Raw genomic sequence first — 23,818 nt, forward strand, 5'->3', positions numbered from 1 at the left:
AAATTCGCAAAAACATAAAAAAAGCCCAATTCTAAGAATCGGGCTCTCTTATATTATTCATTTAGGAATCTAATTCATCAACTCGTCAAAGGTTACAGATATGTAATAAATAGCTCCAATGTTTGGACCACCAATACTTTGGATATAGTAATCCCCTAGCACATTAGATCCTCCGAGTTTCACAACAGATTTTAATGGGTCTAGTCTATAGGATACCTGAGCATCAAGAGTACTGTAGGCTGGAACAGTTCCTGAACCAAATGAAGATTCCCAACGGAATGCATCTTGCCATCTGTAAGTAATGTTGAACCCTAGGTTATCCGTTAATTTACGATTCCCAAACTTTATATTGAACTTATGTTCCGGGGTGTTGAAGTCATTCAGGGTATTGTCGTTATATCCACTTATAAACTGATTCCAACTATAATTACCCCCAATAGTATATCCTCTACTCAAACTGTAGGTTAAACCCAATGCAGCTCCCTGAGTTCTGACGGTCTCATTAAGATTAGTGTAAATTTGATAGGAGTTGTCGGCTGAGCCATTTAGTATTGATCCATAATTGGCAGTTCCCGCAAATGTCGCGTCTGGATTATAAGTGTAGCCATAAGGCGACTGATCTGTGTCCAGTGACTGATTCGTTGTAAACTCCTCAGCAACAACTAACCTAATTTGCGTGATGAAATCATTGTAGATATTGTAGAAATAAACAGCATCTACCATTAGTTTATTATTTATTAAGCTCTTATAACCAAGTTCCATGGACTTGACCTTCTCGGGTTTGACTGACTGATAGTCTGTAAATGATTCCAATTGAGCTATAGCAGCCTCTGAAATACTTCCGTCTTCAAATGCCTGATTCCTAAAATCATTAACAGAACCGCCTGTGAACACTAAAGGCTGATTCGTTTCACTGGTTCTAGTTAAACGATAGGTCTCATAGAACTCTGGTAAACCACCCAAAAGACGGGCAGAAATTATATTCAAATCAATAAACTGACCTTGGGTAGTAGGATTTCGAAATCCCGTTTGAAAAGAAGCTCTAAAATTATGATTTTTATTTAAAGTGTAAACTCCTGATAATCTGGGATTTACTTGCCCATTAAAGTTTTCATTTTTATCAAACCTCACTGAACCACTTAACTTAAAATTATCAGTCAATTTTTTACCAGCCTGTACATAGGCACCATACTCCTTAATCGTTATATCATTTCCTGAGGTGTCGGGAAAAATGGTTCCATTCGAACCTAAAGCAAACATTCTAAAACTAGCTCCTGCCTGTAATTCCATAAAGTCAATCTCATTTTTGAAATCATATTGACCTTCTGCTTGGTACATGGCCGATTTGTCGTTGAATTTGGGACCTTCAGGAACAACTCCATTTACAGAAGCTTTTTTCAAATCATTGAATTCCTGAGAATTAGGATCTAAGATGAACAAATCATCAACGAAAGCTCTAGCTGTATTATGTGCTTCACTAATTATCTGTAACCTTTGACTTTCTGGTAGGGTCGCCAATTCTCCCGGTGATAATCCAGTTCCATTGGCTTGTGTGGCAATGTACTGCAAATAAGCGAGTGAATATGACGTGAGATATCCGGTAACACTTTCACGACCTTCGGGTTCAGGCGGTGCTAGAAACCTAACATACCGATCTGATTGAGGAAGAGTGGAATAAGATGTTAAACCAGCATTAACCGCCTTCTCATTTATTTTAAGAGCCAAAAACTCCGTGATATATGAATCTCCTGAATTTTCAAAGGTACCATATGCTCTTAAATAAAAATTATCTCCTCTCAATTGGGCTCTGTGCTGTTGAATGCCAAAATTGGACAGGCTGTATCTCTGTGCTCCAGTGTAAATACTCGTACCAAACCCTCCATTATACAGATAACTCAATTCTAACTGGTCTGTGATGCGATAATATAAGCCCACATTAGCTTTGATATTCTCAGCACCATAATCAATGAGATCGACTTCTTTATACGGTGTTAGACTAACCACATGTGTTGGTAAATCTCCTCGGTAACTATCCAAACTTACTCCTGGCCCAACTGTATTGGTCCTTGCAAGCGTTCTCCATGCAGAAGAAAAAGGAAATATGCCAAGGTTAATAGATGCTTCATCTCCATGAAAATGGGGCTTATCACTTCCAGGGTTAAAGCTTAAGCCTTCGGGCTGAAGAATTGCATTTCTATCCAATGAAGACGTACCATGCCAGTCTTCTGCAGATGAATAAGATCCATTGATTTTGAAAGCAAACTTATTATTAAAAGACTTGGCATATCGCAGTGAAGCCTCTTTCATTAATGCAGGCTCATGATCAGCGTTCGAACCTACATGATTAACTCCTGTTTTTACAAAAGCACTTAAGCCCTGATATTCAAACGGGTTTTTACTGTTAATCAAAAGGATACCATTGAAGGCATTCGGTCCATAAAGTGCAGAGGATGCACCAGGTATCAGTTCCACACTTTCCACATCCAGCTCAGAAGGTCCGTTGAGGTTACCAATAGGGAAGTTCAATGCAGGGGCTTGAGTATCCATCCCATCGATCAGCTGCACAAATCTGGTGTTTCCTGTGCTTCCAAAACCTCTCGCATTGATGATCTGAAAGTTGATACTACTAGTGGCTACATCTACACCTTTCAGGTTCGCTATCGCCTTATAGTAAGTATCAGAAGAGGTGTTTTGAACAGCCAGAATGTCCATTTTCTCTATACTGACAGGAGACTGAAGAATGTTCTCCTCCACACGTGAAGCAGACACTACTACTTCTTGTCCCAGCATCATGGATTCCTTCATCTCCACCTTTAAGCTGGAAACTGACGCCTGGTCTATATCCAACTCCAGACGTTCATAACCAACACTGGAAATAATCAATGAGACCGGTGGAGGTGATTTGATATCCAGACTGAAGTTTCCTTCTACATCGGTGATGGTTCCCAATACGGTACCTTTCACCAATATACTCACACCAATTAGGGGTTCTCCTGTAGCCTCGTCCGTAACTTGACCTTTGATAGATACTTGCCCAAAGGCTACCGAAACAAGCATCAAAAAGACCAAACTCAATAATGATTTGGGTAAAGTAAGCTTCATATACTTTAATGAGTTAATGTAAATTCTCTGTGTAAAATCTAATATTAGATAAAAATATCAAGATTGGCGCTATTGGAGCATTTCATTTGATATTATTTACAATTGGTACAATCAAAAAAGCCTGCCAATTACGAAATTGACAGGCTTTTTAGTGTTCTATTGCATTTCAATTAACTCATTTCATTCTTGAGGTGCTCCACAAATTTGTCACAAACGGCATTGAGTTCTGAAGACATGTACTCATCGCCAGTACTATTAAGAACTGACTGGGCCATTCCTCCGATACAATCGATGTAAAAGCGCTTCATGTCTTCTACCGGCATGTCTTTGGCCCACAGGTCAATCCGTAAAGTATTCTTAGTTTGGTCATCCCATAGGGATAGACTCATGGATTTGGTTTCGGAAGGTCCTGGTTTTTCTTTTTCATCCGCATCCCAGGTAATCTTTTCCGGGATATTCTGCTCATCCAATTCTACAGAAATGTTGATTTCCGACTTTTTCATTGAGGTAAACTATTTATAAAATCCTGATAGGTAAATCCTGTTTCACTAACTGCTGTCTTATCACAAGCCAATTCATCTGCCTTGGCATTGATATCCTCCACCCGGTTATCTGGTGAAGGGTGTGTGCTCAAAAACTCAGGGCCCCCGCTCTGTCCAGAGTCCAGAAGTTTTTGGAAAAATGATGCTGCACCATTACAGGCATAGTCTGTATCTGATAGGTACTCCACGGAGTAGTCATCTGCTTCTGATTCCGCATCTCGGCTAAAAGCGAGTGTTGCCCCGGTGCCGGCTATCTGTCCCACCATTTGAGCAAGCTGGCTGGACTCTTCTCCAAGTGCAATACTTAGCAAAATCTGAATACCATAGGCTCGTTGCAACTGTTTGGAGCTGTGGCGCTGATCAGCATGAGCTATTTCATGCCCCATTACTCCAGCCAGATCATCGGCACGCTCCAGGTATTTGATCAGTCCAGTATACACATAAATGTATCCTCCAGGCGTACAAAACGCATTGAGCACATCGTCATCAATGATGTGAATCTTCCAGACAAACTCATCTTTATAGGTCACCTCATCTGATGCCAAAATGTTGTCAGTCATATCCTGAAGGTAATTATAAGCATCAGGATATTCTTCGGGGGACAAAATCACAAAGCTCTCATCTGCTTCAATTTCAGCGGCTACCTGAGCGCCGAGTTGCTTGTCATTCTCAATGGAGAAAAGCACCACATCTCCATTTTTATCACATGACCAAAAGGTGGATAAACCAAGGAGAACAATTACAAAAAGAGGTATTCTTATGTACATCATATGTTTCTAATTTGGTAAACTAGCTTTGAAATCAGCATAAGTCATGCCGGTTTCCTGAATCAACTGAGTACTGCAGTTCATCGTACTCACTTTATCTTTGATATCTTGAACCCTACTGGATGGACTGGGGTGCGTACTGAGAAACTCAGGAGTTCCTCCTGCTTTTCCCTGATCCAGTAACTTTTGAAAAAAGGAAGCTGCCCCATCACAAGCATATCGGGTATCAGAAAGGTACCTCACCGAATAATTATCGGCCTCCTCCTCCGCATCTCTGCTGAACTTAAGTATGGCTCCTGTACCTGCAAGCTGTGCCGCAATCTGAGCAAGCTGACTGGTATTCTCACCAAGCAGAATACTCGCCAAGAGTGAGATACCGTATTGCTTTTCGAGCTGTTTGATAGAGTGTCTACGGTCTGCATGCGCTATTTCATGTCCCATGACACCTGCCAGGTCATCGGCATTATCGAGGTACTTAATCAAGCCGGTATATACATAAATGTATCCACCTGGGGTGCAGAAAGCATTGAGCACATCGTCATCCTTTACGATTTTCAGCTTCCAGGCAAATTCCTCCAGGTAATCAATATCATCACTGCGGAGTATGCTCTGTTTCATTGAATTTAGATACTGGTAAGCTTCAGGGTACTCTATTTCTGACAACAATGGATACTCTTGTGGGTTAGAATTAATCTCTTCACTCACTTGCTGCCCAAGTTGTCGGTCATCAGCAGGAGCAAACAACAAGGATGAAACCTTCCCAGAGGATGAACAACCAGCTATTAACAATACAACTGGAAGATATAGGAATAGCTTTTTCATGTAGTTCTGTCTTGATTTAGTATATCAATCGCCTGAAGTCGGTCTTTGTTCAATTGATCCTTTAGCTCATCAATGCTACCAAACTTCTGCTCCTTCCTAAGTAATCTAACAAATTCCACTTTTATTCTTGCATTGTAGATGTCTGCATTGAAGTCAAATATATTCACTTCTATACGCCTTTCCTGACCTGACACGGTGGGTCTCTGACCTATATTCAGCATGCCTTGAAATAACTCCTGATCTACCCGCACACGTACTGCATAGGCCCCATCTGCCGGTATCAACTTGTAGGATTCGGGTATATCGAGGTTCGCTGTTGGGAAGCCTATGCTTCTCCCAATGCGATCACCATCTTTCACGAATCCAGTGATACTGTACTCCCTTCCTAAAAAATCATTCGCTATATGAATCTCTCCCTCCGCCAGTGCTTCTCGAATCTTTGTAGAGCTTACACCCACGTTTTCGATATCCTGCCGGGAGATTTCTTCTATTTCAAATCCATATTCATGCGAATGCTCCATCAAGTAATCAAACCCTCCTTCGCGATTGCGTCCAAAGCGGTGATCATAGCCGATGACCAACTTTTGTGTCTTAAGCTTGTCCACTAGAATCTGTCGGATAAACTGGTCAGAAGTCAGTTCAGAAAACTCTTTGGTAAAAGGAATCTTAACTAAAAAATCGATCCCATTTTCTTCTAATAATTGTGCCTTCTCCTCAAAGGTGGTAAGCAACTTCAAATCACTAGAGTCTTTCTTCAGCACGAAGCGTGGATGTGGCCAAAAAGTAAGCACAATACTCTTACCTCCCTTTTTCTTAGCTATTTGGCTAATTTTGCTGAGGATTTTTTGATGACCATAATGAACCCCGTCGAAGGTCCCGGAAGTAACCACCGAATACTCTGGAGCAGAAAAGTCTTTTAAATCCTCAATCAGTTGCATCTTCCTTAATTCGATTGATAAAATCGTCTAACTGTTCAGCATCAGCCACTGAGTAATCTCCAATCATCGTTCGCCTTAGTGAACTCAGGTGGGCACCAACTCCCAATATTTCTCCAAAATCTCGGGCCATACTTCGAATGTATGTACCCTTGGTGCATTCTATTCGAAAGTGAATGTCATCCCCATCTATCTTTAGCAAATCAAAAGAATGGATAGTAATAGCTCTTGGATCCAGCTTCACCGCCTCGTTTTTCCTGGCCTTTTTATAAGCTCGTTCCCCATTTACCTTCACCGCCGAATGTGCCGGGGGAATTTGTGCGAGAGGTCCTGTAAGCTTAGCGGCAGCTTGTTGTAATTCCTCTGACGTAATGTGTGAGGTATCCCTCACTGAGTCAAACTCAGTTTCCAAATCATAAGAAGGAGTTGTCTTCCCTATGGTAATCACGCCTTCATACTGCTTATCAAGCCCCTGAAGCTCATTGAGTTTTTTGGTAAACTTTCCTGTTCCAATAAGTAACAGGCCTGTAGCCAACGGATCCAGTGTGCCCGCATGTCCAATTTTCTTTACTTTCAGCGCATACCTTAGCTTCTTCACCACATCAAATGACGTCCAGGTGAGTGGCTTGTCGATCAGGAGTATTTTGCCTTCTGTGTATTGTGCTAGATCCAAATCTGAGATACAATTGCGATGAGTCCTACTACGAAACAGTAAACAGCGAAATAAGTTAGCTTGCCTTTTCGGACAATACCTACCATCCATTTACATGCGATGTACCCAGCGATAAAAGATGCTAAAAACCCAACCAGCATTGGAGTAGCTCCCAAACCTTCATACGCTGCTGGTGCCTCAAAATAGGCTTTGAGTTTCAACATACTGGCACCTAAGATGGGAACCAACACCATCAAAAATGAAAATCCAGTAGCCTTACTCTTTTCCACACCAAGCAGTAGAGCTGTAGCAATTGTTGATCCCGAACGCGAGATACCAGGCAATATCGCTATGGACTGGGCTAATCCGATGATAAAGGCTGATGGCTTACTGACCTCTTTGTGGTTATCTTTCTTAAAATGTGTAAAAAACAACAAAGCAGAGGTCACAATCAGCATACTCCCTACCAATAACAAGTTGCCGGTAAATAACGCTGTGATCTCATCTTCAAAAAACACACCGACGATTCCAACAGGAATCATGGAAATAATGATTTTGATAGCAAAGTCCCAGGATTCGTTCCACTTGAATTGAAACAATCCAGCCAGTATTTCAGCTATATCTTTTCTAAACACGACGATAGTGCTCAATGCAGTAGCTGCATGCACCACCACCGCAAACAGTAGGTTTTCGCTAGACTGTACACCCAGCAAAACACTTCCAATCTCTAAATGTCCGCTACTACTTACAGGTAAAAATTCGGTAAGTCCCTGAATGACCCCTAGGATCAACGCCTCAATCCATGTCATGAATTACTTGCTTTCAGCTTCTGAATTTTTCTTGGGTTTGTAGAAAATGGCTACAAATTCGATAATGAAACCCAGCATAACTACTATTGGCCCAAGGGTTAGGCCTAAAAATCCGAAACCATAAGGTTCGCCATCTGAAGACATAATGAAAAAACCAACAACCAGGGTAAGAACCCCAATTAGCATAATGATGTAATTGACCTTTTCGAAGGCGAATTTGCTCTTATCTGACATATCAATAAAGTTCGTCTAATGAAAGTTTTAAGTATTTTCTAACGGCTCTGTAAGTACTGAGGTAACCCACAATCATTCCAAGCACGATGATTGACCCAAATAGGACGGCAAGACTTTGAAAATCCTGTAACTGGTTCAGGTTTTCTATTTGGCTGTTGGCATAGTTCATCAACAGGTAAAGTGTAACACTGGCAAAGCTACCAGCCAGCAACCCGTACCAAATAGAGCGCTTGAGGAACGGACCTCTAATAAAGCCGGCCGTGGCACCTACTAATTGCATGCTCCTGATCAGGAAGCGCTGGGAAAACAGGGCGAGTTTGATGGTATTGTTAATCAAAATCACTACCACGATGAGTAATATGATGAAGAACCCAAAGAGAATCAAGCCTATTTTGGTCAGGTTCTCGTTGATGCTTTCTACCAGCGATTCCACATAAGATACTTCGTATACGCCACCGATCTGTTCCAAATCTGCTTTGATCATGCGCAGCGAGTCAGAAGCCTGGTAGGCCGGATCAATATTGACCACTAACAAATCCCTCAACGGATTGTCTCCCAAAAACTCAGTGAAGTCTTCACCGGTATCTTGCACAAACTGCTCAGCTGCCTCTTCCCTGGTGACCATTCGGATCATCGGGTTGTTTTCTTTCTTCAACACAAAAGGCTTAGAACCAATGGTCCGATTGATTTTGGTAATTTCACCAGAAGAAATTTGCTTATTGAGAAAAACCTGGAGCTCAATGTTTTCCTGAATGACGGTAGTTAGCTTGTTCGCGTGAAGAGCTAACATCCCAAACAAACCAATGACAAACAAGGCCAGTGTGATACTGAGCGTAACACTGGCGAAAGGGTAACTACCTAGTTTTCTTTTTTTACGGGTTTTCTGTTCCATCCCGCCTCAAAACTAAATAATGTCTGTGGATTTGTGCTGTACTAGAGCTTATTGTTGCGAATAATCTCCAGCTCGTTGATAAGTCTGCGGTCACTCAGCTCATTCAACTCCTTCACCTTATCGGTAACTTCAATGCTGAAGTAATTCTGTTCAAAATACAGGTATAGTTTTCGCTCTTTCACTCCATTGATTTCCAGGATCTCGTATGGGTTTTCACTGAAGTCACCATAGAGGAATAGTTTACCATCAAAATACTTGTATTTGAGTGCTTCATTCTTCCTATTGACGGTTTCTACATCTACTGCCACTGGCTCTTTATCAATCAGCTCATCAGAAGCAGTAACCTCCGGAAGTCGAGAATCTGGAGTTGTCAAACCATCCTCTTTAGCCAGATCGCCTGGCTGAGGAACACTCACCTCAGGTGTAAAATCCTCAGAAGACTTCTCTAGTGAAGCCACCTCTTCAGGGGACACTTCGATCAGCTCCTCTTTTACTTCTTTCATAGGTGCAGCTACGAATTGCTGCTCTTCAGACTGCTCAGCGTATTGTCGATCAATTGTTTCTTCGGGTATTAAATCTTTCCAGGAGGTACTAGCTTGCTCCTGATCCTGTGGATGATTTATTTCGGTAGTGATGGTTTTAGAAGTATCGATAGACTGCTCACCATCTAGATCTACAATATTGTAAAGCACAACACCGACGATTGAAGCCGCCGCAATACCGCCAAGTGTTTTCACCACAGCATTGTTGGCCAACTGACCGATTCCTCCTACCCAACCAACTGGAGTAACATCGATGGCATCCAGGCGCGCTTTGAGCTCCGCTTTTCGTACTTCACTAAGGCCTTTTACAATCTTCTCTTCAAATCGCACTTGCTGTGCGAAATCTGGATTACTCTCCATGTGCGCATGAAATTGATTCATTTGCTCAGGGTTTAATTCATCCCGTAGATAGGCTTCTATTTGATTTTTATGTGTTGGGTTCATTAATCAAAAAAGTCTGTTGTGCTGTAGCGTTCTTTTATTAAACTATCTAATTTCTTTTTACACTTATACTTTTTGGTCTTTGCAGTGTCTGTATTCGCAAAATTTAGCTTTTCTGCAATATCTGACATGTTCAAACCATCAAAGTAATAATAAGTTAATATCCGCTTGCAGGTGTCACCCAGCTCACTGATACACTGCATCACAATTTTATATCGCTCTTCCTCATCATGGCTTTGGAACTCTTCTCGATCAACCTCCTCATTACTCAAACGACTCTTTCGGTCTAGCTCTTTCCGCCATTGGTTTAGGCATATGCTGTATAAAAACGTGCTGATCTTGGAAGTTAGCACCAGTTTTCCGCTTGCTGCTTTCTGCCAAAACACTACCAGTGCTTCCTGGTACACATCCTTTGCCTCATCAATGGTACCATTGTTTTTCAAGACGATGTTGGTCATCATCTTGTAGTACTTCTTGTAGAGGTAGTCAAGGGCACGCTCGTCTCCTTTGCTTATTCTATCCAGAATTTCCCTATCCTTCATACACCCAGAGCTTTCGCTCCCCTTTTAAATACTTTACATGGTTAAAAAGTAACCTCATACTTGATGAATAGCTGGTTTATTTCTGTAAAATAATGGATTTAGCCCATTAACCCAATGAGCTGACCTTCGCCTATGGCGAAAATAAGATCCGATTTCTTTGGTCGAATGGGATGGTTTCCGGTGAATTCTCCAAAGGCTGGAATCATCCCATACTGCACTCCAAAATGAAAACATGATAGTCTCGCTCCTTGTCTGGCCAGACCTCTGAGATAGACACAAGGATGCACGTGCCCTGAAATATTGTAAGCCTCTGTCTTCTCCTGCTCATGTGTGAGTGAAAATGGTCCTGACTCATAGCGATCCATCAGGATCATTCTCGTTTGCCGATAAGAATCCGGCTCCAGAATGTCATGATTACCTTCAATCAGAATCTGCTCTACTCCCTTTTGGAAATTGGACCACTCCACAAAATCCAACCATTCCTCATTGGAGTCACTGTGAAACAAATCTCCAAGAAACAATACTTTGGCAGGTTGATAACGGCTGATAAGTGAATTTACTCGCTGCAAGTCCGAAATATGAACCTGTCGTGGAATCGGGACCCCATGCTTGCGAAAATGACCTGCCTTTCCCAGATGTACATCTGCAAGTACCAATGCACGCTCTTCATGCCAATAAAAAGCTTTGGATGCATCCAGCGTAAGTTCCTGGTTTAATAACTCTAAATCATGTGTAGCACCAAGTAGTTCGAGACTACCCTTCATATGGAAGCCAGGTTTGTGTTCTGAAGAGGAACATCACGTAACCACGCACTTTGAGCTTACCATTCTCTATCCACAGTTTGCAATCGTACACGTTACCACTCTCCGGATCAAGTATCTCTCCTTCTGAGTACTCGTTTTCTTCTGAATCATACTCCATATCAGTGATGATTTCCATCCCAATAATCTTTTGATTCTTTTTTTTGCCGGGACATTCATCACATTTCGGATCTTGCTCTTCTCCAGGTTCACGAAATAGTTGGATGATTTTTCCAAAATACTGACCATCTCGTTCTTCTATCTCCACTACCGAGCGGGGCTTGCCGGTCTCATCATCGATGGTTTTCCACTTACCAGTGATGGATTGGGCATTTGTAATTAAAGTGAGTACTGTGAAGCAAACAATAAAGAATGTTTTCATATCTACGGGTTAACAATTGAGGGTCAAAAATAATCAACTCTTCTTATTTGCAGCACGTTCCAATTGTAGCTGCATTTTGGCAATACGATCGGACAGTTGCTCCGATGTAAGATTTTGTCGCCTTAACATATCCACTAAAATAGGAAAGGCAAAGGGTGTTGGCTTTACCGTCTCTTTAAGGACAATTTTCTGTTGGTTGATTCGACGAATGGCCTCCAACAAACGGCTATGCTCAACTTGCAGTGTGAGCACTTCTTCCATTGATTGACGGATCAGTAAATTGCCTTTGTCGTATTCCTCGAAGACCTTGTACAGAATACCTGATGAAGCTTGTAAATGTTTCGCTCGGATGCCTTTGCCTGGATATCCCTGAAAGATCAACCCAGCGATGGTCGCTACATCTCGAAATTTACGTTGAGCCATCTCCGTCATATTGATAGACTCTTGTATATCAGCAAATAGGTTTTCTTCACTAAACAGGTCCAGTTCCAAAGCTTCCTCTATCGGTATTTCCTGATCGGACAGCAGCTCAAACCCATAGTCATTCATGGAGATAGAAAATGATATAGGACGAATGCGGCTAATTCTCATGGCAATGACACCTCCCAGTACCTCATGCACAAACATCCCCTCGAAAGGGTAAATGAATATATGATGTCCAAACCTTGTTTTGGTTTTCTCAACTAGCAGCTTTGTCCGGGAGGGGATTTCGGACCACTTGGCCTGTAGATCCAATATAGGTTTGATGGTTTGCATCTCCACATCACCATAATTCCCATCCACAGCCTGTTCAAACTTTTCTCTGATTTTATCGGCAAGCATCGAAGACAAGGGTAACCGCCCACCCATCCATTGGGGAGTAAGACCACTTTTTTTACTCGACTTCCGAACTAGCACAGTTAAGTCTTTAATGCGAACAAATTCCAGATTTCGGCCAGCGAACCAAAAGCTATCCCCAGGATTCAACCGGGAGATAAAACTCTCTTCAATAGTACCTATATGTCCTCCGGTGAGAAACTTAACCTTGAGTGCAGGATCACCCACGATCGTGCCTATAGAAAGTTTGTGCTTGGTAGCGGCTTTCTTGTTGATGATTTTATAGATGCCATCATCGTTGTAAACCTTAGCAAACTCATCATACTGCCCCAGAGTCTTTCCGCCTGTGGTGATAAACTCCAGACACCACTGCCACTCCGGCGCTGTAATCCGTCGATAGCTGTAAGTACTCTTGATCTCTTCGAGGATTTGTAGTGGCTTGAACCCACCACTAACCGCCAGAGTGACCAGGTACTGGATCAACACATCCAGACTCTTTTCCAAAGGTTTGCGGCTCTCAAACTTCTCTTCCTGGATGGACTCTCTTAGAGCTGCACCTTCTACCAGCTCCAGGGAGTGTGTAGGCACAAAATAAATCTTAGATAGTGCTCCAGGCCGATGACCACTCCTACCAGCACGCTGGAAGAATCGTGAAATACCCTTGGGTCCGCCCACCTGAATCACCGTATCAACCGGTCTGAAATCCACTCCCAAATCAAGACTGGACGTGCATACTACGAGTTTAAGCTTTTCTTCGTGAAGAGCATCTTCTACCCAGCCACGTATGTCATGGTCCATGGAGCCATGGTGCATGGCAATCACACCAGACAGTTCTGGCGCAAATTTTAAAATCGCCTGGTACCAAAGTTCGGTCTGTGAACGTGTATTGGTGAAGAGCAGCGTGGTTTTGGACCGATTGATGATTGGTAAAATCTTTGGTAGTAGCTTGGTGCCCAAATGACCTGTCCAGGGAAACTTCTCCACTTCATCCGGAAGCACAGATTCTACGCGGACTTCCTTATTGATGTCCGCCTTGATGGTGACACTATCTTTGTACAGGTCCTCGCCAAGAAGGACCCGCTTGGCCTGTGGTAAGTTGCCTATGGTGGCACTCACTCCCCAAACCTTCAGCTCCGGACCATTTAAGGCTTTTAGTCTGGAAATCGCCAACTCAGTAGCCACTCCTCGTTTGGTTCCCAGGATTTCATGCCACTCATCTACAATGATGGCCTTGAGATTCTTGAAAAAATTGGGATAGTCACTTTGACTGAGCAGCACATGGATACTTTCAGGAGTGATGACTAGTGCCTGTGGAGCTTTCCTTTTTTGCTGCTGACGTTTACCTGGAGTAGTGTCGCCAGTTCGTAGACCGACTTCCCACCGGAGGTCCAGATCATCGCATACCTCCTGCATGGCCCGTTGAATGTCTTTTGCGAGGGCTCGCAAAGGCGTAACCCAAAGCACTCGAACCTCTGGAGTGACTTCTTCGGGAGCATGATCTCGAAGAAATTCCAATATACAAGGGATCCAAAGGGCATAAGTTTTACCACTTCCAGTCGGTGCATTGAGCAATCCACTTTTACCATTGAGATAAGCGCGCCATGCTTCTTGCTGAAAACCAAACGGTGTCCAGTTCTTATGCTCAAACCAGTTAAATGCAGGTCTTAAGAGATCATCCACTCTCCACTAAATGATTCTTCTAGGCAGTTTGTTTTTGAAAAAATGGTAAGTCGTTTTTTCTCATGATCAAAATGATCAAACTGCTAATGAAAACAGTCAATGCATAGTAGAACAATTGTCCGTCATCGTTCATCACTTCTATGCCCAATGTGGTCAGGTGAAAAAAGAGCGCACCAGATATGACACCCAGAGCAAGTATGGCTCCATACACTCGATACCTGGACCACAACAAAAGCACACCTGCGACTAACTCTACCACTCCAGAACCAATGCGCCCCCAGGGCTCCATACCTACCTGCGTGAATATGTAGACACTTTCATCACTTCCAGAAAACTTAAAGAACAACGTTTGTAATAGTAAAAATGCAGCCAAGATACTCAGCAACCATTCAAAGATTATTTTCATAGGGGTATCAGTTTGATCATCTTAAGATAATCAAATTACGAATTATCCATATACATTCAGTAGGGACTTCAAATCCCCAAGAGTGTTGGCTTCTGTGGGTTTCTTGTCTTTGCGCCAGCGGTGAATTCTAGGAAATCGCACTGCAATGCCAGATTTGTGACGTTTTGACTCAGCAATTCCTTCAAAGTGTATCTCAAAAACCTGTGTGGCTGCTACCGTTCGCACTGGCCCAAAACGCTCTTTTGTATTCGCTCTGACAAATCGCGTTACTTCCAGCAATTCTTTATCAGTAAGTCCGGAGTAGGCTTTAGCAAAGGGCACCAACTGATCTCCATCCCAAATGGCAAATGTGTAGTCAGAATAAATATCTGCCCTGCGTCCGTGGCCTTTCTGCGCATAGATCATCACCGCGTCTACCGAGAGCGGATCTACCTTCCACTTCCACCAATCTCCCCGTTTTCTTCCGGTCTGGTAGGTGGATGACTTCCTCTTCAGCATAAACCCCTCAGCAAAATATGACCTTGACTCCTCACGCAACTCAGATAAGCCCTCCCAGGAGTCTAAGGTGACTTCTTCGGACAGCTCCACCAACTCGTTGATTGCCGCCGAGTCGTTGAGGATTTGCTTCAGTTTTGCTCGTCGCTTCTCGAATGGCCAATCACGAATATCGGCTCCCTGATGTTCCAAAAGATCATATGCCAGGATTCTGGCAGGAGCTTCTTGCAATTGTTTTTTGGAAATAGTTTTCCTTCCTATCCTGGTTTGCAAGAGTGCAAACGGAAGTGGCTGTCCATTCTTAAATGGCAGCAGCTCACCATCGATCACCGTTCCCTCAGGTAAGAGTTCATTTAGTGGATCAAACTCTGGGAACTTCTCGGTAATCAACTCTTCACCTCTACTCCAAAGATATATTTGATCCGATCTTTTGATCAGTTGTGATCGTATACCATCCCATTTCCATTCAGCAATCCATTCAGAAATATCCCCCAACTCCCCAACATCATCTTCTAGTGGATAAGCCAAGTAAAATGGATATGGCTTGGAAAGGTCTTCATTTTCATCTTTTTCCAGAATGAGTGATTGATAGGAAGTGGTAGCAGGGTCCCAGTTTCCCATCAGTCGATGCGCAATCTCTGTGGATTCCTGGTCTGTGGCTTCTGCCAAAGAGCGTATAATCAGGTTCTTGGAGATGCCAACACGAAAACCACCTGTGATGAGCTTATTAAAAACAAAGCGTTCCTGACGATCCAATTGGGACCAGGCATACAGGATTTTCTGTTTCTTCTCCTCCTCAGAATCAGATTTCATCTCAATGAGCAGTGTGATCCATTGGGTTAAAGAATGATCAGATGTTTTGTCGGTCTCAGGCAAAATCAAGGATAGGGTTTCGGCAAGATCTCCTACTACCGAATAACTCTCTTCGAACAACCAGTTATCCAAACCAGATTGCTCCACGGCCCATTCAGCCAGCAGTCTGGTGTTTACCCTGCGTTTGGGACGTCTATGCGTAAATAGCGCAATTGCCCAAACACGATCCGGTGGATCTGCCACTGAGAAATACGTTTTCATAGCCGATACCTTTTTTAAGGTACTGGTAGTATTCTCCAGATCCAGTAGTAGCTGAGCAAATTGCTTCATTTGATTTATGAACTACTTCTCATAGGTTGTGTTTGCCTATAACAAAAAAAGCCCCCCTCTGGATCGAGGGGAGCTAATCACCAACCTAACCTAACTAAAAAGTATTGTTTGTATAAGAATTCTACTGATTAATAGAATAGCGATTACCGTGCCAAAATAGGATTTGACTAAATATTTATTCCATTAACCCTTTAAAAGAGCGAGAAACAGCATTGATATGCTACTAAAAGCGTAGGAGCCATCTCTGGATTGTCAAAATGAAAAAGCCCTTCTCATTGCGATAGAGAAGGGCTTGTTTCTATAGTTAATGAGCTGTTATTCGTAATTCATTTTCGGAGATTCCTCTTCGGAGAGCAATCGTTCGAATGTGGCATTCACATCTTCAAAGTCCCATGGCTTAGGGATGTATGCGTGCAAACCAAACGATCTGTTAGCTTCTACTAATTCCTCCTTGGAGACGAAACCACTCAATATGATCCGTTTGATTTTATCATCATAGTCATGAACTTCTCTGAGGAGATCCGTTCCAACGAGATCTGGCATTCTGTGATCCGAAACAACTATTTTCAGGTCTTTCTCCTTCACAATGTCCATCGCCTTGGATGGATGATCAGCAATATGCACTTTGTATAAGCGTCTAAATGCCGATTTGAAACTCCGCAGGTTTGCAGGCTCATCGTCGACATATAAGATTTCAAGTTTTTCAGGACGTGTCATAAATCGATTAGGTTGACTTCAAATCAATGTACAAGTTAACAACTAATTATAGTCATGAACAACTTTCCTGCTGATCGGGAATTTTTTGGTACTGAATATTTTTTCTTGAGCAATCATTTCCAAAGAAATAGAATGAGAACGACACCTTGATTATCTCTCTTAATTAGCCATTTGCGGTGGTTTCTTTTCAGAATTCCTAACATGTCTGACATACCCCACTAGGCTCATTACGATACCAAAGACCAACCCGGAAACAGTCACAATGTCGATGAATAAGGTTGGGAAATTCAATCCGATAACCTTCTCCACCATGTACTCGATGAATGAACTTGGCATTCCGGTCTCACCAAGGGCCCTTTTGATATCCCAGTGCCAATCAGTGAGTGGGCAATACCCCAGATACCCTTTGTATAATCCAACCAAAAGCCAGGCAACCAGGGTCAACAAAATTGCGGTAACGTGGTATTTCCTTATTTTGGGGATCGTCCACCCAAACAAAACAAGTAGCACAAAAGCGCTATGAAATACCGTAAGGAACAAATCTAAAAAGTGCAACATAGAGACCTACTTATCTAAAAGTATGCCAATCTCAATTTTCGGCCTTACTGAGCAGGTAATCCATCATTTCCAGCTTTCCATCAATTGGTTCTGTGATCTTTAGACCTAAGATCTCCGCTATGAGCGGGTAGATGTGGATGTTTTCAACAGGTGAAATTTCCACTCCCGATTTGAACAATGGACCCTGTCCATAGAAAATCGCCCCCATGTCCCGATCGGCATACGGGTCGAATCCGTGAGTTCCCCCGGTCACTACCTGGGGTTTCTCCATAATGATGGTGGGAGCATCAGTCATTAACACCAAATCTCCAATGCGATCCCTATTGCTGAAGTGTAGGTAATTTGGCACCTGCTCCTGTCTATAAACATACAAACCTTCAATTTGCAGCAGTTGATCGTAGAGCCTCTCGAGCTTAGCGGAATCAGATTGATAGATCATCGGCGGAAAGCTATAGGATACTTTGGCATCCTCCAGATCGATCATTTCTGGCAGTACCATACCGTTGGTGATGGTGGACATCCCGTGATCTGACACCAAGACGATATGAACTGGCAAGTTCAGCTTCTCCAATCCTCTTATTAGCTGACCCACCAGCTCATCTATTCTGAGTACAGCTTCTTTTGTTTTCGCATGCTCAGGACCATATCGGTGACCCGCATCGTCCACCAATGAGAAATAGCCCAGTATCATGTGAGGCCTTATCTCAGGAGGCATCTGTAGCCAATCCAATATGCGCTGCACCCGATGTTGATTGGAGACTCCAGAATTGTACTGATAAGAGTATGTGGATAGCGAACCACCTATTGGAGCTTCAGAACCTACCCAAAAGAAGTTCGCAGACAGCATACCTTGTTGTTCTGCTAAAGTCCACAGTGGTACTCCACCATACCAGGAACCGTCCTGAACTGCACTTTTGTCCCGGATCTTATACCAATAGTCTTTCTCCCGGCTGTAAAACTCATTGCTAACCAGTCCATGATTTCCAGGATATAATCCGGTGACTAAAGTGTAATGATTGGGAAATGTCTTAGTAGGAAAGGAAGCGATCAGAGACTGGGTACTCACTCCATTTTTGGCAACAGAAAGAATGTTTTTGGCCTGATACATTTCAGCATAGTCATGTCTGAATCCATCAATACTCAGCATGACGACATAAGGCTGATTTTTAGCCCATTGGGAGTTTTGCCGGTCTGGTACCACCATTTCCAGTTGCTTGACTTCCTCATAAGAAAGCTGCTGACCAAATGTGCTGAAGACGATTAAAAAGAATAAGAGGAGCGTAAGTAAACGTGTCATTAGGTGTTTGTCATCCCTGCAAAACTCATGAAAACATCTTAAATCTACCGTCCCGTCCATCAAAAAAACCCTCCCAATGCATGGGAAGGTTTTAGATAATTATCAGTAAACAAAATAAGGTCTTTAGCTGAGCTCTATGAACTCTGAAACTTCTTCTTTGATGAGTTTGGATTTACTCCTCAGTGCTGCCGGCGATACTCCGACCAGCTTTTTCAGTGAATTGTATAGTTCTGTTTTGCGATCAAGCTTTTTCTGAAACGAGGCGGGATCTTCAGTAGGGTTGTCCTCTTTTTTTAGAGCTGAGAGCTCCTTCTTATCTTCTTTTAAAGCCTCTTTCATTAGCGGCATTAGCTCCTCGATAGTGGTGCGTGCATCCTGAAAGTTCCTAGCCTCAATGGCTTCATTCAATCGTTCGGAAAGAAGTTCGAACTGTTCTTTGTCTGCATCAAAGTTGGCCAACAAAAATAGCGGTGCAATGCTCATCCAAAGCACCAGGGAAATGTGGTTTGGTTGTAAGATTTTACTCATGTAGTCAAGGCGTTGGTCTATGCAAATATAAATATTTTTCTTAAACTCCTATTTTACAGCAAGTTATATACCTTTGATTAAACTATATATTTCGATAAGCGGGCAAAAAACATCTATCTACCGCCAAAAACGAAAGTCAAGACCAGAGACGTAAAAACAAAAAAACCCTTCGGATTGCTCCGAAGGGTTAGTCATCTAGTCATTTAATGGGACTATTTCTGTTCTTCTACTGCAGCTTCAATTTCTGCTTTAGTCCCTTCTACTGTTTTAGTTTCTGTCTTATCTCCATCGACGATAGTGATTTCTGCTTTAAGGTTTTCTTCATCTTCTCCTTCCACAGTCACTTTGATTTCACGTTTCTCTACAATTTGCTCCACAGCATCCACTTTGGCAGCACTATGAGACACTCCTCCATAGATCTCACCCAAAATAGGTGCAATAACCAGCCCTACCAAACACGTAAGTTTGATGAGGATGTTCATAGAAGGCCCTGAGGTATCCTTGAAAGGATCTCCTACAGTGTCACCAGTAACAGCCGCTTTGTGCGCATCAGATCCTTTGTAAGTCATCTCACCATCGATCATAACACCGGCTTCAAATGATTTCTTCGCATTATCCCAAGCACCACCGGCATTGTTTTGGAAGATCGCCCAAAGTACACCTGATACTGCAACCCCAGCCATATAGGAACCAAGTGCTTCGGGTCCCATGAGGAATCCAATAAGAATAGGGAATACAATGGTGATCGCACCAGGAAGCATCATCTCTTTGATAGAAGCCTTTGTAGAGATCTCTACACACTTATCATATTCAGGCTTACCTGTTCCCTCTAGAATCCCCGGAATTTCCTTGAATTGTCTTCTTACTTCTTTCACCATCTCCATGGCGGCTTTACCAACTGATTCCATAGCCAAAGCAGAGAAGATTACTGGTACCATACCTCCAATAAATAAAGCAGCTAACACATCCGCTTTGAAAATATTGATACCGTCAATTCCAGTGAAGGTGACATAGGCAGCAAATAGCGCCAATGCAGTCAAAGCTGCAGAAGCAATCGCAAATCCTTTGCCAATGGCGGCAGTCGTATTACCTACTGAGTCCAGGATATCCGTTCTGGTTCTTACTTCCTCAGGTAGCTCACTCATTTCTGCTATACCACCAGCATTATCAGCGATCGGTCCGAACGCATCGATAGCCAACTGCATAGCCGTAGTAGCCATCATAGCCGAAGCTGCAATACCTACACCATAAAAACCAGCTAACTCATACGCACCCCATATTGCTCCAGCAAAGAGAATAACCGGTCCAAAAGTCGATTTCATACCAGTAGCCAAACCTGCAATAATGTTGGTTGCGGCTCCTGTAGAAGAGTTTTGGATGATATCCATTACAGGCTTCTTGCCTAGTCCTGTGAAGTATTCTGTCATGTAAGAAATAGCTCCTCCTACGAAAAGCCCCACTAACACAGCACCGAATACGCGAGTTGATGAAATCTCAACTATTCCTTCACCAAACAACGACATTTGCATGGTAGCAGGAAGTAACATGTTTATTAGGAAGTAACAAGCGATTCCCGTGAGGATGATAGATCCCCAGTTACCCATATTCAAGGCTTTTTGTACTTCAGCCTCTTTGGCATTTTCATTACTTATTTTGATTACCCATGTTCCGGCTATTGAGAAGATGATCCCAACACCAGCAATAACAAGCGGCAACAAGATTGGGCCTATTCCTCCAAATTGATCTTCAATGGATCCACCCATATCGCGGATCACATAGTTTCCAAGCACCATAGATGCCAGAACTGTTGCTACGTATGAACCAAACAAGTCGGCTCCCATACCTGCAACGTCTCCCACATTATCACCTACGTTATCAGCAATGGTAGCAGGGTTTCTTGGGTCATCCTCGGGGATACCAGCCTCTACTTTACCTACCAGGTCAGCTCCGACATCTGCAGCTTTAGTATAAATACCTCCACCTACACGGGCAAACAATGCTATTGACTCAGCGCCTAGCGAGAACCCTGCCAAAGCCTCTAGTACCATGGTCATGTCGTCATTGGAAGTCCACTGACCTCCCATAAACCATGTGAAGAGTAAAATGAATAGAATACTCAAACCGAAAACGGCCAAACCTGCAACACCTAATCCCATCACAGTACCTCCTGTAAATGAAACTTTGAGTGCTTGTGGCAAACTGGTACGAGCTGCTTGAGTCGTTCTTACATTAGCTGCAGTAGCGATACGCATGCCGATATTTCCAGCTACTGCTGAGAAGATCGCCCCGATCACGAATGCAACTACAATAAACCAATGAGTTGTCTCCACCAAGGTAGATATCACTCCCAATAGGATACCAGCCACTACAACGAAGACGGCTAAAACCCTGTACTCTGCACTTAAAAATGCCAATGCTCCTTCACGAATGTGGTTAGCGAGCGATTGCATTTTATCATCTCCGGCATCTTGCTTGTTCACCCACCGTGATTTGATAATCATCACGATGATCCCAATCAATGCCAATGCCGGCACTGCGTATATCAAATAACTCATATTTTTATTTGGTTTTTCAAAAGATGTGCAAAGATAATAGCCTTGAGAAATTATAAAAATGTAAAATTTGAGGAGTATTTATTGTGATTTATTGTTGATTTTCCAAAACCTCTCCATCGAATTTGGTTTCGACAATTCCGGCTTCAAGTCCCTGCTGTTCCAGCCACTTCTTGAATACATCTGTATAACCATGCGTGACATAGACTTTTTCTGCACCCGTTTGTGCCACTGCCCAGTTAAGGCCATCCCAGTCGGCATGATCTGACATCACAAATCCATGTCCCGAATTTCTCCGGCGCTTGATCCCACGTATCTGCATCCAACCTGAAACAGTGGCTACTTCATAGGGTTGAAATTTGCGCATCCAGGATGTCCCTACCGATGATGACGGGGTAATTATCAGACTGCCGGGATATTCCCTCTTGTCGATATCAGGACAGGCATAAGCATAGGCCGGCAGTTGAGCTCCGTCCCTTTCTAATGCCTCATTCACATTGGCGACAGCTCCTTGCACAAATACTTTTCCGATATGATGATCTATGTTATACAAAATACGCTGTGCCTTACCAAGAGCATAAGCGCATAGAATGCTCGTTTTACCTGCGGTCGCATTGCGTCGCCACCAATCATTGATCTGGTTAATGACCTCCTCTTGAGGTCTCCATTTGAATACTGGCAAACCAAAAGTGGTCTCAGTGATGAACGTATGACACCTTACTGGTTCGAACTCACCACTAAATCCATCACTCTCTACTTTGTAGTCTCCGGATACTACCCACACTTCTCCCTTGTACTCCAGGCGAACCTGACAAGATCCCCAGATGTGACCTGCCGGATGAAACGAAAGTTTCACTCCATTGATGGTTTGGGATGCACCATGATCCAAGAGTTGCAATCTAATATCATTTCCAAGTCTCAGTTTGAGAATTTCCCGGTTGAGAGTCTGTGTGAGATAGTGTTTATGCCCAGGTCGGGCATGGTCAGCATGCGCATGGGTGATGATGGCTCGATCCACTGGTCTCCAGGGATCGATGAAAAAATCTCCCTGCGGACAATAAATGCCTGATTCGGTATAGGTCAACAGGCCATTCATAGCTCCTTGGGCTCATGACCAGGTTTGGCGTAGGTGAATCTGGCAATTTTACTGGTCTGGTGATAACTGTCCAACCCTGAGCAGGTCAAAGTACCGGCTGCCTCGAGATCTACAAAACCATCTTCCAGTATTACCTCGTCGGGAACCTTGATGCTTAGAATCTTACCTACAACAAAATGAGTTCCGTTCGCTTTTACATCCAGGTTTTCTACCAGCTCGCAGGCGATTTGAATATGCGATTCGTTTACAAAAGGTGCTCCAAAACCATCGACCCATTCTTCTGTGAGTCCACATGCATTGAACTCACTCTCTTCCCACCTTGCTGCAGTATGATGTGCTTTTTTGACAAAGGATGAGTGGATGTGATTGATGGTAAACACCTTGCTGGCAAGAATATTTGAGTAGGTATGTCGGGGTACCACGTCCGGCCTGAACAGAATTCCAATAAGTGGTGGATTGGCTCCAACGTGTATGATTTGGCTAAGAATGGCCAGATTAGTCTGGTTGGCAAGGCTCTTGGTACCCACCAAAGCCACGCTTTTGAAACCTGTGATTGAATTAATCAGATTGGTACGAAATCGCTGGTCTAAGCCTGCAATCCCTTCACTTGACAATATCATCGGTCAAGTGCTTCTTCTAAACTATCGCAGTAAATTATGTCCAATTGATCCATAACCTCATTGGGTATTTTTTCCAGAAGTGGCTTTTTGGCGATCTCTACCGCTTTCACAAACCATGGAAGATCAGGAAGAAGCTTTCGATGTTTAACAAGTCCACTTTCAATCATTTTGGTTTTCCACTCTATAAAGTACCACTCCATAGATGGCTGATGAAATGTCCGAAGTTCACGCTTATCAAAAATGAATTTCTCAAAACTTCCGTGCAGTACTTGTTTGCTGATTTGATTGAATGTTTCTATAAAAAATCGAATAGGAACATAATCCGCTGTGATTTTACAGGAAATGGTCTTTCGAGATCTATTGGTATAAACCTCTGCATATTCATTGGAATAGATTTTTTCAAATCCCAAGTCAGTCAATTGCTTTTCCATGACATCCTTCATCTTAC

The 23,818-nt window shown here is 43.0% G+C and carries 24 protein-coding genes; all 24 read right to left on the reverse strand.

Annotation, left to right across the window (positions count from 1 at the left end):
* Positions 1–69: 69 nt before the first annotated feature.
* A complete protein-coding gene (locus ACO067_RS04640) occupies positions 70–3,102 on the reverse strand; it encodes a TonB-dependent receptor (protein ID WP_421871299.1) in 3,033 nt (1,010 codons plus the stop codon).
* Positions 3,103–3,272: 170 nt separating this feature from the next.
* On the reverse strand, positions 3,273–3,605 hold the full coding sequence (gene gldC / locus ACO067_RS04645; protein ID WP_421871301.1) for a gliding motility protein GldC: 333 nt from the start codon (positions 3,603–3,605) through the stop codon (positions 3,273–3,275).
* A complete protein-coding gene (locus ACO067_RS04650; protein ID WP_421871302.1) occupies positions 3,602–4,414 on the reverse strand; it encodes a M48 family metalloprotease in 813 nt (270 codons plus the stop codon). Before ACO067_RS04650 ends, gldC begins: the two co-directional genes overlap by 4 nt.
* Positions 4,415–4,420: 6 nt before the next feature.
* A complete protein-coding gene (locus ACO067_RS04655) occupies positions 4,421–5,233 on the reverse strand; it encodes a M48 family metallopeptidase (protein ID WP_421871304.1) in 813 nt (270 codons plus the stop codon).
* Entirely contained in the window at positions 5,230–6,171 is a 942-nt protein-coding gene (locus ACO067_RS04660) for a bifunctional riboflavin kinase/FAD synthetase (protein WP_421871306.1), read from the reverse strand. The genes ACO067_RS04655 and ACO067_RS04660 overlap by 4 nt, the downstream gene beginning before the upstream one ends.
* Positions 6,158–6,841, reverse strand: coding sequence for a tRNA pseudouridine(55) synthase TruB (truB, locus tag ACO067_RS04665; RefSeq protein WP_421871307.1), 684 nt, complete (start codon positions 6,839–6,841; stop codon positions 6,158–6,160). Before truB ends, ACO067_RS04660 begins: the two co-directional genes overlap by 14 nt.
* Complete coding sequence (locus ACO067_RS04670) at positions 6,832–7,629, reverse strand: undecaprenyl-diphosphate phosphatase (RefSeq protein ID WP_421871309.1); 798 nt, start codon at positions 7,627–7,629, stop codon at positions 6,832–6,834. The genes truB and ACO067_RS04670 overlap by 10 nt, the downstream gene beginning before the upstream one ends.
* Before the next feature lie 3 nt (positions 7,630–7,632).
* Complete coding sequence (locus tag ACO067_RS04675; RefSeq protein WP_421871311.1) at positions 7,633–7,863, reverse strand: DUF3098 domain-containing protein; 231 nt, start codon at positions 7,861–7,863, stop codon at positions 7,633–7,635.
* 1 nt (position 7,864) lies between these two features.
* Complete coding sequence (locus ACO067_RS04680; protein ID WP_421871313.1) at positions 7,865–8,755, reverse strand: cell division protein FtsX; 891 nt, start codon at positions 8,753–8,755, stop codon at positions 7,865–7,867.
* Between the two features lie 41 nt (positions 8,756–8,796).
* The gene (locus tag ACO067_RS04685; RefSeq protein WP_421871315.1) at positions 8,797–9,741 is read right to left on the reverse strand and encodes an anti-sigma factor family protein; all 945 of its coding nucleotides are present in this window, start codon (positions 9,739–9,741) and stop codon (positions 8,797–8,799) included.
* Positions 9,741–10,280, reverse strand: a complete 540-nt coding sequence (locus ACO067_RS04690) for an RNA polymerase sigma factor (RefSeq protein WP_421871317.1) — start codon at positions 10,278–10,280, stop codon at positions 9,741–9,743. Before ACO067_RS04690 ends, ACO067_RS04685 begins: the two co-directional genes overlap by 1 nt.
* A gap of 98 nt (positions 10,281–10,378) precedes the next feature.
* Positions 10,379–11,044, reverse strand: coding sequence for a ligase-associated DNA damage response endonuclease PdeM (gene pdeM, locus ACO067_RS04695; RefSeq protein ID WP_421871319.1), 666 nt, complete (start codon positions 11,042–11,044; stop codon positions 10,379–10,381).
* Complete coding sequence (locus tag ACO067_RS04700; protein WP_421871321.1) at positions 11,034–11,462, reverse strand: DUF2147 domain-containing protein; 429 nt, start codon at positions 11,460–11,462, stop codon at positions 11,034–11,036. Before ACO067_RS04700 ends, pdeM begins: the two co-directional genes overlap by 11 nt.
* 33 nt (positions 11,463–11,495) lie before the next feature.
* Entirely contained in the window at positions 11,496–13,958 is a 2,463-nt protein-coding gene (locus tag ACO067_RS04705) for a ligase-associated DNA damage response DEXH box helicase (RefSeq protein WP_421871322.1), read from the reverse strand.
* A 19-nt stretch (positions 13,959–13,977) separates the two neighbouring features.
* Positions 13,978–14,364, reverse strand: coding sequence for a DoxX family protein (locus ACO067_RS04710; protein WP_421871323.1), 387 nt, complete (start codon positions 14,362–14,364; stop codon positions 13,978–13,980).
* A gap of 42 nt (positions 14,365–14,406) precedes the next feature.
* Positions 14,407–16,002 (reverse strand): ATP-dependent DNA ligase, encoded by a 1,596-nt coding sequence (locus ACO067_RS04715; protein WP_421871324.1) that lies wholly within the window; start codon positions 16,000–16,002, stop codon positions 14,407–14,409.
* A 315-nt stretch (positions 16,003–16,317) separates the two neighbouring features.
* Positions 16,318–16,719: a response regulator gene (locus ACO067_RS04720; protein WP_421871326.1), complete on the reverse strand. Its 402-nt coding sequence runs from the start codon at positions 16,717–16,719 to the stop codon at positions 16,318–16,320.
* 159 nt (positions 16,720–16,878) lie between these two features.
* On the reverse strand, positions 16,879–17,277 hold the full coding sequence (locus tag ACO067_RS04725) for a DUF2784 domain-containing protein (protein ID WP_421871328.1): 399 nt from the start codon (positions 17,275–17,277) through the stop codon (positions 16,879–16,881).
* Positions 17,278–17,308: 31 nt separating this feature from the next.
* Complete coding sequence (locus ACO067_RS04730; protein WP_421871330.1) at positions 17,309–18,574, reverse strand: ectonucleotide pyrophosphatase/phosphodiesterase; 1,266 nt, start codon at positions 18,572–18,574, stop codon at positions 17,309–17,311.
* Positions 18,575–18,697: 123 nt separating this feature from the next.
* Positions 18,698–19,102, reverse strand: a complete 405-nt coding sequence (locus ACO067_RS04735) for a hypothetical protein (protein WP_421871332.1) — start codon at positions 19,100–19,102, stop codon at positions 18,698–18,700.
* A 212-nt stretch (positions 19,103–19,314) separates the two neighbouring features.
* The gene (locus tag ACO067_RS04740) at positions 19,315–21,657 is read right to left on the reverse strand and encodes a sodium-translocating pyrophosphatase (protein WP_421871334.1); all 2,343 of its coding nucleotides are present in this window, start codon (positions 21,655–21,657) and stop codon (positions 19,315–19,317) included.
* 88 nt (positions 21,658–21,745) lie between these two features.
* Positions 21,746–22,750 carry a ligase-associated DNA damage response exonuclease gene (locus ACO067_RS04745; RefSeq protein ID WP_421871336.1) on the reverse strand — a complete coding sequence of 335 codons (1,005 nt, stop codon included), beginning with the start codon at positions 22,748–22,750 and terminating at the stop codon, positions 21,746–21,748.
* Positions 22,747–23,370: a flavin reductase family protein gene (locus ACO067_RS04750; RefSeq protein ID WP_421871339.1), complete on the reverse strand. Its 624-nt coding sequence runs from the start codon at positions 23,368–23,370 to the stop codon at positions 22,747–22,749. The genes ACO067_RS04745 and ACO067_RS04750 overlap by 4 nt, the downstream gene beginning before the upstream one ends.
* Positions 23,367–23,813 carry a hypothetical protein gene (locus tag ACO067_RS04755; protein WP_421871342.1) on the reverse strand — a complete coding sequence of 149 codons (447 nt, stop codon included), beginning with the start codon at positions 23,811–23,813 and terminating at the stop codon, positions 23,367–23,369. The genes ACO067_RS04750 and ACO067_RS04755 overlap by 4 nt, the downstream gene beginning before the upstream one ends.
* Between the last annotated feature and the right edge of the window lie 5 nt (positions 23,814–23,818).

The sequence above is a fragment of the Marinoscillum sp. genome (assembly GCF_965229915.1).
GTDB lineage: Bacteria > Bacteroidota > Bacteroidia > Cytophagales > Cyclobacteriaceae > Marinoscillum.